Genomic DNA, 540 nt, shown 5'->3' with positions numbered 1-540 from the left:
CACCGCCAGCGCGAACGCAATGTCGGTAGCGGTCGGCACGGCCCAGCCCTTCGCCGCACCACCCCAGTTGATCAGCAGATAGCACACCGCGGGGACGATGACACCGCCGACGGCCGCGGCGACCGGCACCGCGGCCCGCCGCGGATCCCGCAGATCGCCCGCGACGAACTCCCGCTTGAGCTCGAGCCCCGCGACGAAGAAGAAGATCGCCAGCAGCCCGTCAGCAGCCCAGGACGCCAGGCTCAGATCAAGATGCAGAGCCGACGGCCCGACCGTGAATGCGGTCAGCGCGTGATACCGGCCCGACCACGGCGAATTCGCCCACAGCAACGCCGCAAGCGCGCCGCACAGCAGCAACACTCCACCGACGGTCTCCTTACGCAGAACATCGGCGACACGACGCACCTCGGCCCACGAACCGCGGCCAAGCAGGGACGGCGTCGAGCGCGAGGAATCAGGCACGGCGGCTCCATTCTCTGGTCGCTGAAACGACATTGCCGACCAGACTTCCCGGCGCACCTGCCGACAACCCTACCCGGC

General features: G+C 68.9%; 1 protein-coding gene. It reads right to left on the bottom strand.

The features are described from left to right. Positions 1-495 (bottom strand): Na+/H+ antiporter NhaA (locus ODJ79_RS46700; RefSeq protein ID WP_263030201.1); only part of this gene is annotated, 495 nt, incomplete at its 3' end. Positions 496-540: the final 45 nt, after the last annotated feature.

The organism is Actinoplanes sp. KI2, assembly GCF_025630775.1.
In the GTDB taxonomy this organism is placed as follows: domain Bacteria; phylum Actinomycetota; class Actinomycetes; order Mycobacteriales; family Micromonosporaceae; genus Actinoplanes.
The sequence above is the reverse complement of the archived record's forward strand: the minus strand, read 5'-3'. Positions and strand labels throughout refer to the sequence as shown.